The sequence below is a fragment of the Pseudogracilibacillus sp. SE30717A genome (genome assembly GCF_037071985.1).
Lineage (GTDB): Bacteria > Bacillota > Bacilli > Bacillales > Amphibacillaceae > Pseudogracilibacillus.
In genome coordinates this window covers 1-1479 of sequence record NZ_JAXHDF010000025.1, presented here as the reverse complement: position 1 = coordinate 1479, position 1479 = coordinate 1, and the positions used below count along the sequence as shown (strand labels likewise).

Sequence of the window (1479 nt, the reverse complement as noted above, 5' to 3'; positions counted from 1 at the left end):
TGTACTGAACCCATAAAGTTAGACTAAATATTTAAGCTGATAATTGACTGGTCTGTTTCCGGTATTCTACTGGACTCATTCCAGTCAATTTTTCTTTAATCCGTTTATTATTGTAGTAATCAATATATTGTTTTACCGCATATTCTAATGCTTCAAATGATTCATAAATAACACCATAATACATTTCTTGTTTCATTATCCCAAAGAAATTTTCCATGGGTGAATTATCTAGACAATTTCCACGACGTGACATACTTTGAAAGATATTATTGTCTTTTAACTTTTTACTAAATGCTTTCATTTGATACGCCCAGCCTTGATCAGTATGAACCGTCGTACGATAAGGCCATTGCTTCGCAATTGTGATTACTTGTTCTAATCCATCTAATACTGCTTTCGCATTCGGCCTTTTCGATAATTGATACGCTAATATTTCACCATTAAACATATCTAAATAAGGATCAAGATATACTTTTTTAATCACAACTTTCCCGTTTTGATCCTTTGTATAATATTTTAATTCAGTCGTATCAGTCGTTATCTTTTGACGCGGTATAGGTGTATTGAATCTACGCTTTATACGATTAGGTGCAGTCTTACCTACTGAACCTTTATAAGAATTATATTTTCTGGATTTACGTGTGAATTTCTTGCACGTAAGTCTAAGCTTATTCATAATACGCAATACTTTCTTATGATTGACGATAAAACCTCGTTTGCGTAACTCTATTGTAATTCTTCGATACCCATAATTACTTTTATTTTCTTCTGATATTTTCTGAATTTCATTTTCTACTTGTTCATCTGGATTTGGTTCATTTAATCGTTTTTGCCAATACATATACGTAGCCTTTGGAAACTTAATCGCTTTAAGGATAACTGCTAATCGGAATTCTTTTCTGAGTTCGTTGATGATTCGTGATTCGCAGTCGGCTCGGAATATCTATCCCTAAAGCTCGGAGCTTTTTTAAGTAAGCATTCTCCGCACGGAGAAGCTCCACTTCTCGTTCAAGTTCCTGTTCTTTTGTTAACTCTTTCTTAGATGTCATCGGTTTCTTTTTTGACATAGTTGGACGCCCCTTTACTTTGGAGAGCCCTTCTATACCTTCATGTTGCCAAGTATACATCCAACGCGCAAGAATGGATGGTTCTGTAATGTTAAATGTTAGTGCAACATCTTGGTAGGACTCACCTGTTCTTAACTTATAGTCTAAAGCATTCAACTTAAATTGAACAGAATAAGTCTTATTTGTAAACCTACGTTCTAGTCCAGATTCACCTAAAGATTTATACACTTTAACCCATTTTTCTACGGTACTGTTAGAAGGAATGCCATACTTTTTAGCGATTGACGGATAACCTCCTTCTCCAGCTAAATAAGCCTGTACTACCGCTAGCTTAAAAGCCAAATCATACTTTGCCATACAAAACACCCCTAGAGTTAGAATTTTCTTAGTCTAACTCTAGGGGTTCACATCA

At 34.8% G+C, this 1479-nt stretch carries 1 protein-coding gene; it reads right to left on the bottom strand.

Annotation, left to right across the window (positions count from 1 at the left end; translation table 11 throughout):
• Positions 1–31: 31 nt before the first annotated feature.
• Positions 32–1424 (bottom strand): IS3 family transposase gene (locus SPD48_RS19880; RefSeq protein WP_442962182.1). Its coding sequence is split into 2 segments (ribosomal slippage): positions 32–899 and positions 898–1424, totalling 1395 coding nucleotides; the frame shifts between segments, so codons are not numbered across the junction.
• Between the last annotated feature and the right edge of the window lie 55 nt (positions 1425–1479).